Origin of the sequence: Brachybacterium phenoliresistens, from assembly GCF_000576425.1 — a bacterium.
GTDB classification, from domain to species: domain Bacteria; phylum Actinomycetota; class Actinomycetes; order Actinomycetales; family Dermabacteraceae; genus Brachybacterium; species Brachybacterium phenoliresistens.
On record NZ_KK070006.1, the window covers coordinates 66,486 to 73,353 of the forward strand.

General features: G+C 72.4%; 7 protein-coding genes. All 7 read left to right on the forward strand.

Annotated elements, in window-relative coordinates; all coding sequences use genetic code 11:
* The first annotated feature begins 97 nt into the window (after nt 1-97).
* The 7 genes from BF93_RS16860 (at nt 98) to BF93_RS16890 (ending at nt 6,663) form a co-directional block, all read left to right on the forward strand.
* A complete protein-coding gene (locus BF93_RS16860) occupies nt 98-889 on the forward strand; it encodes an SDR family NAD(P)-dependent oxidoreductase (protein WP_038374241.1) in 792 nt (263 codons plus the stop codon).
* Between the two features lie 2 nt (nt 890-891).
* Nucleotides 892-1,689 carry a lysophospholipid acyltransferase family protein gene (locus tag BF93_RS16865; protein WP_084148658.1) on the forward strand — a complete coding sequence of 266 codons (798 nt, stop codon included), beginning with the start codon at nt 892-894 and terminating at the stop codon, nt 1,687-1,689.
* Complete coding sequence (locus BF93_RS16870; RefSeq protein WP_038374242.1) at nt 1,686-3,401, forward strand: FAD-binding oxidoreductase; 1,716 nt, start codon at nt 1,686-1,688, stop codon at nt 3,399-3,401. The genes BF93_RS16865 and BF93_RS16870 overlap by 4 nt, the downstream gene beginning before the upstream one ends.
* A gap of 22 nt (nt 3,402-3,423) precedes the next feature.
* Nucleotides 3,424-4,110, forward strand: a complete 687-nt coding sequence (locus BF93_RS16875; RefSeq protein WP_084148659.1) for a histidine phosphatase family protein — start codon at nt 3,424-3,426, stop codon at nt 4,108-4,110.
* Nucleotides 4,103-4,549, forward strand: a complete 447-nt coding sequence (locus BF93_RS16880) for a hypothetical protein (protein ID WP_198025474.1) — start codon at nt 4,103-4,105, stop codon at nt 4,547-4,549. Before BF93_RS16875 ends, BF93_RS16880 begins: the two co-directional genes overlap by 8 nt.
* Nucleotides 4,550-4,715: 166 nt before the next feature.
* On the forward strand, nt 4,716-5,501 hold the full coding sequence (locus BF93_RS16885; protein WP_038374243.1) for a ThuA domain-containing protein: 786 nt from the start codon (nt 4,716-4,718) through the stop codon (nt 5,499-5,501).
* Nucleotides 5,491-6,663, forward strand: coding sequence for a Gfo/Idh/MocA family protein (locus BF93_RS16890; RefSeq protein ID WP_038374244.1), 1,173 nt, complete (start codon nt 5,491-5,493; stop codon nt 6,661-6,663). The genes BF93_RS16885 and BF93_RS16890 overlap by 11 nt, the downstream gene beginning before the upstream one ends.
* Nucleotides 6,664-6,868 lie beyond the last annotated feature (205 nt).

Below are 6,868 nucleotides of genomic sequence, written 5' to 3' on the forward strand. Positions count from 1 at the left end.
GCAGGTGCCCGCAGGACGGTGCGCGCAGGTCTCTGCACGCAGGTCACAGCCCCGGGATCGGGGCTGGGCAGAACCCCGCTAGTGTATCGTAGCCGCCATGCACAGGGCCCTGATCACCGGTGGAACCGCAGGTATCGGAGCGGCGTTCGCGAAGGCTTATGCGAGGCGGGGGGTCGACCTGGTGCTGGTGGCCCGCAGCGCCGAGCGCCTCGAGCAGACCGCCTTCTCGCTGGCCACCGCCTACGACGTCGAGGTCGAGACGATGGTCGCCGACCTCTCCGACCGCGAGGACCAGCAGCGCGTCGCCGACCGCCTCGAGAACCATGGAGAGTTCGCGCACTCCGCGCCCGTGGACATCCTCGTCAACAACGCCGGCTTCTCCGTCCGCGCCTCGCTGCTGGATCCCGACATCTCCGAGCACGACCGCGGCTTCGAGGTGATGCAGCGCGCCGTGCTGAAGCTCTCGGGCGCCGCGGGGCGGGCGATGGCCGCGCGCGGGCAGGGCTGGATCATCACGGTCGCCTCCGTCTCCAGCCAGGTCACGCAGAACAACTACTCCGCCATCAAGGCGTGGGCCGCGAACTTCTCCGAGTCCCTCAGCGTGCAGCTGGAGGGCACCGGGGTGATCGCCACGGCGCTCATGCCGGGCTGGGTGCGCACCGAGTTCCACGAGCGCGCCGGCATCAAGGGCTCCTCCATCCCGGATCCGCTGTGGCTGGATGCGGACGATCTCGTCGAGGGGTGCCTGCGCGACGTCGCCCGCGGCAAGCCGATCTCCGTGCCGAGCCTGCGCTGGAAGGTGATCTCCGCCGCGCTGCGGGGGACCCCCCGCTCGGTGGTCCATCGGCTGAGCTCGCTGCTCAGCGACCGTCGCAGCAAGGAGCGCTGACCATGGCCCCGAGCACGCCGGAGCAGCCCGCGCGCCGGATCCCGTCCCTGTCGGCCAAGGGCCGCGCGGAGGGCTGGGAGGACGCCGAGGGCGACCTCGCGAAGTACCGCTCGCCGTGGCGCGCCCGCGTGCGCTGGGTGCTGCAGCGGGTGCTGTTCCGCATCCTGGTGCGCGCGAACGTCACCCAGACCGTGAAGGTCGCCCGCCGGGTGCGCAGCGTCCGCGGCCCCTTCGTGCTGGTCGCCAACCACACCAGCCACCTCGACGCGCCGATGCTCGCGCAGGGGCTGCCGTGGACGCAGGCGCGCTACCTCTCCACCGGGGTGGCGGCCGACTACTTCTTCCGCGTCTGGTACCGCCGCTGGTTCGTGCGGTGGATGTTCAACGCCTTCCCGATCGACCGGGACGGCTCGCGCCGGAACTCGGGGACCTCGCGGCGCCTGCTGCGCGCCGGGGTCCCGATCCTCGTGTTCCCCGAGGGCACCCGCCAGACCTCCGGCCGGATGACGGATTTCAAGCCGGGGGCGGCCGCGCTCGCCTCCGGGGTCGGCGTGCCGGTGGTCCCGGCCGCCATCATCGGCGGCTATGAGGCCATGCCGAAGGGCCGCAGCTGGCCGAAGAAGGGCCGGCCGCCGGTCGGCGTGGTCTTCGGCGAGCCGATGACCGCCGAGGACGGCGAGTCGGTCGCGGCGTACATGCAGCGCATCCGCGCTCGCGTGCAGAATCTGTATGACGAGCACTACGAGGAGATCCTGGGGGCGCCGAACCCGCGCGCCGCAGGTGATGAGGAGAACGCATGAGTGCAGGCACGGCACGCCCGACCGCCCGTGAGGTCCGTCGTCACAAGTGGTGGGGCTGGGGGCAGGACGACGTCGCGTTCCGCCACGACAACAAGCCTGCCTTCGCGCCGCTGGCCCGGGACAAGATCAGCCTGGACCTCGCCACCAGCGTCCCGGACCCGGATCCGGACCTGTCCCTGCTCGAGGTGCCGCCGTCGGGCCTGCCCGAGGCGGTGCGCGAGCAGCTCGCCTCCGCGGTGGGGGAGGACAACCTGCTGCTCGAGGACGAGTTCCGGGTGCTGCACTCCTTCGGCCGCTCCCTGCCGGACCTGGTGCGCGTGCGCGCCGGCGGCTACGAGCGGCTCGTGGACGCCGTGGTCTACCCGGCCTCCGAGGACGAGATCGAGGCGGTCCTGCGGATCGTGCTGGACCACGACCTGGTGCTGATCCCCTACGGCGGCGGCTCCTGCATCTCCGGCTCGGTCACCCCCGATCCCGCCGAGCGGCGGCCCGTGATCACCCTGAACATGGGCCGCCTGGACCGCGTGGTGGACATCGACGAGACCGCCGGCCTGGCGCGCGTGGAGGCCGGCGTCTACGGCCCCGACCTGGAGGAGCAGCTGCAGGAGCGCGGCTGGACGATGGGCCACTTCCCGGACTCCTTCACCTACTCGACCCTCGGCGGCTGGGCGGCGACCCGCTCCAGCGGCATGCAGTCGGACAAGTACGGCGACATCGAGGACATCGTGCGCGGCCTGCGGGTGGTCCACCCGCGCGGCGTGATCTCGACCAAGGCGATCCCGGGCCGCGACTCGGGCCCGTCCCTGCACGAGCTGCTGCTGGGCAGCGAGGGCCGCCTGGGCATCATCTCCGAGTGCACCGTCCAGGTGCACCGGGTGGCGTCGGTCCGCCAGGTCATCGCCTACATGTACCCCGACTGGGAGCACGGGATCCGCGGCATGCACGCGATCGCCCGGTCCGAGGTCTCGCCCACCTTCACCCGTCTGTCCGACGGCCCGGAGACCGAGTTCAGCCTCGCCATGGTCAAGGAGCCCACCTCCACCAAGGGCAAGGTCGCCGCGAAGGTGCAGGACACCCTGTTCGCGTACCTGCGCTCCAAGGGCTGGCAGACCCAGGGCGAGATGTGCATCTCCTACGTGTGCTTCGAGGGCACCAAGGAGCATGTCGAGCGCGAGAAGTCGATCGTGAAGAAGATCGTCTCGCGCAACGGCGGGATCACCCTGGGCTCCGGCCCCGGCGCGATCTACGACCAGAAGAAGTTCGACACCCCGTACCTGCGCGACTTCCTCATGAGCCACCAGGTGTTCGGCGACGTCTGCGACACGGGAGCGACCTGGTCGCGGATCAACGAGATCCACTCCCGGGTGTACGACGCGTTCCACGCCCAGCGCCGGGAGGTCGGCAAGCCCGGCTTCATGTTCTGCCACATGTCGCACAGCTACCACGCGGGCGCCTGCCTGTACTTCACGTTCGCGATCCCGTACGAGTCCGAGGAGACCGCGCTGGAGGAGTACTACGGCGCCAAGCGCCGGGTGCAACAGGCCTTCGTCGACCACGGCTCGACCGTGTCCCACCACCATGCGGTGGGCACCGAGCACCAGCCGTGGATCGAGGAGGACATCACCTCCCTCGGCGCCGACGTGATCCGGGGCGTGTTCGCGCAGAACGATCCGGGACGCAACCTCAACCCCGGCAAGATCGTCAGCCCCTGACGGGGGCTGGGAGGACGGGCCGATGGGCCGCATCTTCGTGCTGCGCCACGGCGAGAGCACCGCGAACGTCGAGGGGTTGATCGTCAGCCGCCCCGGCCGGCGCGCCCTGAGCGAGGTCGGGCTGACCGCGCTCGGCCGCGAGCAGGCCCGCGCGGCCGGGGCCGGCAGCGGCCTCGGGGCCGATGCGGTGATCGTCACGAGCGACTTCGCTCGCGCCGCGCAGACGGCCGCGGAGTTCGCGGCGGCGATCGGCGCGGCGGAGCCCGTGGTCGACGTGCGGCTGCGCGAACGCTGCTTCGGCACCTTCGACGAGGGCCCCGCCACCGCCTACGACGGGATCTGGGCGGCCGATGCCTCCGGGGCGCACCCCGGCGAGGGAGTCGAGAGCGTCGAGGAGGTCGCCGCGCGGGCGATGGCCGTGCTGGAGGAGGCCCGCGCCCGCCCCGGGCAGGCCCCGGTGGTCCTCGTCGCCCACGGGGACGTGCTGCAGATCCTGCTCGCCGTCGCCTCCGGGCGCCCCGCCCGGGAGCACCGCGCCCTCGCCCATCTGGGCAACGCCGAGCTGCGCGAGATCCCGGCGGGGGTCGCCGCGCCGGCCGCGGTAGAAGCCCCGGCGGGGGTCGAAGCCCCGGCGGGAGTCGCCTCTCCGGCGGCAGCCGCCGCCCCGGCGCGGGCCGCCGCCTCGGCGGGCGCCCGCGACGATGCCTGATCCGCGGCCGATGCCGGCCGGTCGGCGCGCGACCCCTGCCGGCCGGCGTGCGGCCCCGGCCCGCCACGGCCGGGTGCTGTCGGTCTCCGTGCCCCCGGCCGAGGCGGCGGCGATCGCGCGCGAGGTGCTCGGGACCCTCGGCTGGCGGGTGCGCGCGCAGACCCCCGCGACGCTCGAGCTCGAGCGAGGACGCCGCGGCGCGACGATCCTCCTCGGCGGCCTCGCAGGACAGGCGCTGCACCTCACCGCCGCCCTCGGCGTCGCCGAGCGGCCCCACGGCACGGATCTGCGCCTGGTCTGGGACGACCGCGAGGGCCGCGCCCTGGGCGGCAGCCTGGGCCGGCGCCGGGCCCACCGCATCCTCGAGGAGTCCCTCCGCGCCCTCGAGGAGGACCTGCGCGAGCGCTCCCTGCTGCTCGGGGTGCGCGAGCTGGGCTGAGGGCTGTGAGCGGCGTCACCGCGAGAACATCGGATGATGCCGCCTCTGCTCTGGACATGCCCCGGGGGTGACGTGCCTACGATGGACCGCACGCACGGCCGCACCGACGAGCCGGCGTCCCCCCGCCCCGCCCCGGGCACCACGACACCACGATGGAGCTGCCAGCATGACGTTGCGCGTCGCCGTTTTCGGCGAGAACAGGCACGAGAAGGTGGACCCGAAGGTCCAGGAGATCTACCCCGAGGGGATGCACACGGTCATCGCCGACGGCCTGCGCAGCCTCCTCGCCGCCGACGGCGTCGAGGCGGAGGTGCGCATCGCCCTGCTCGACGACATCGAGGAATCCCTGTCCGAGGAGGCCCTCCAGAGCACCGATGTCCTGACCTGGTGGGGGCACATGGCCCACGATGACGTGCCCGACGAGATCGCCGAGCGCGTCGCCCGGCGCGTGCACGAGGGCATGGGCCTGATCCCGCTGCACTCGGCCCACTACTCCAAGCCGTTCCGGCGGCTCCTGGGCACCACCTGCAACCTGCTGTGGCGCAACGAGGGCGAGGAGGAGCGCGTGTGGACCGTCAACGGGTCCCACCCGATCGCCCGCGGCGTCCCGCATCCGATCGTCATCCCCGCCCAGGAGATGTACGGCGAGATGTTCGACATCCCCGCCCCGGACGAGCTCGTGTTCATCTCCTCCTTCGCCGGGGGAGAGGTCTTCCGCTCGGGCTGCGTCTTCCACCGCGGCAAGGGGAAGATGTTCTACTTCAGCCCCGGCGACCAGGAGTACCCGGTCTACCGCCAGCCGGAGATCCAGCGCGTGCTCGCCAACGCCGTGCTCTGGGCCCGCCCCGAGGATCGCGAGGCCGCGCCGGTGAAGATCGCCAACGCCCCGCGCGACTGGTTCCGCGAGGGCGCCCGCACCGCGGAGGGCGAGGAGATCACCCGTGTCATCTGATCTGCAGGCCGCGACGAGCACCTCCGGGGCCGTCGCCGATCCGAACGCCGCCGTCGCGAACTCCTCCGGGCAGCCGCCGCTGCGCGCCGTGGTGGTGGGCGCCGGGGGCATGGGCCGATGGTGGGCCCGGGTGATCGCCTCCAGCCCGGTGACGGAGCTCGTCGGCGTCGCGGACCTCGTCGAGGGCATGCCCGCCGAGTCCATCGCGCAGTCCGGGGTCGAGGACCCGTCCGCGGTCGCCATCGGCACCGACGGCGTGGACCTCGCCCTCGAGGTCGGCGCGGACATCCTCATCAACCCCACCGTGCCGGTCGCCCACCACCCGGTGACGGTCAAGGCCCTGCACGCCGGGATCCCGGTGCTGGGGGAGAAGCCCGTCACCGAGACCCTGCCCGAGGCGCTGAGCCTGATGGCGCACGCCGAGCTGACCGGCGTCCCGTTCATGGTCTCCCAGTCCCGCCGCTTCTTCCCGCAGGTGCGGGAGCTGCGCCGCTTCATCGCGGACCATGGGCCGACGGTGCTCACCAGCGCCTTCTTCTCCCTGTTCCACGAGCACACGGGCTTCCGCGCCGAGCAGCAGCACCCGCTGCTGCGCGACATGGGCATCCACGCCTTCGACACCGCGCGGTACATCACCGGCACCGACCCGGTGGCCGTCACCGCGCACGGCGCCAACCCCGCCTGGAGCGTGTACGCCGGGGACGCGACGGTGACCTGCACCTTCGAGATGACCGGCGGCTCGCTGTTCGTCTACAACGGCACCTGGAACCCGCGCGGCCTGCCGACGTACGGCTCGGCGACCTGGGACGGCACGGGCGTGCCCGTGCTGGGCACCGAGGACGAGGACCGCACCCGGGAGCTGCAGTCCGCCGTCGAGCAGGCGCTGGCGGAGCCCGAGCCCGACCAGATCGACGCCTCGATCATCGAGTTCGTCACCGCCCTGCGGGAGAAGCGCTCGCCGATGTGCGAGGTCCACGAGAACATCCTCAGCTTCGCGATGGTCGAGGCGGCCGTCGCGTCGATCGACCGCGGTGCCCGCGTCGTCATCGACGAGCTGCTCGAGGAGGCCCTCGTCCAGGCGATCGCCGCGGAGACGTACCCCGAGGCCCGCGAGATCATGCAGGGCTGGGGCTCGGTCCGCGCAGCCATCGAGCGGGGCTGACGCCCCGGGACGAACGCGGAACGGACGCCCCGGGAGGACGGCCCAGCGGGATGCCGTGCGACGGATGCCCCGGGGTGGACACCTCGGGGCGTTCGAGCGATCGTCCCGATCTGTTCCACTTTCGCGAGGCGGGTTCTAACGGTCAGCGCAACAGGTACTCGGAGAATACCTCTCTTGGCGTAGCAAATTCAAGCCGCTTTCGCGG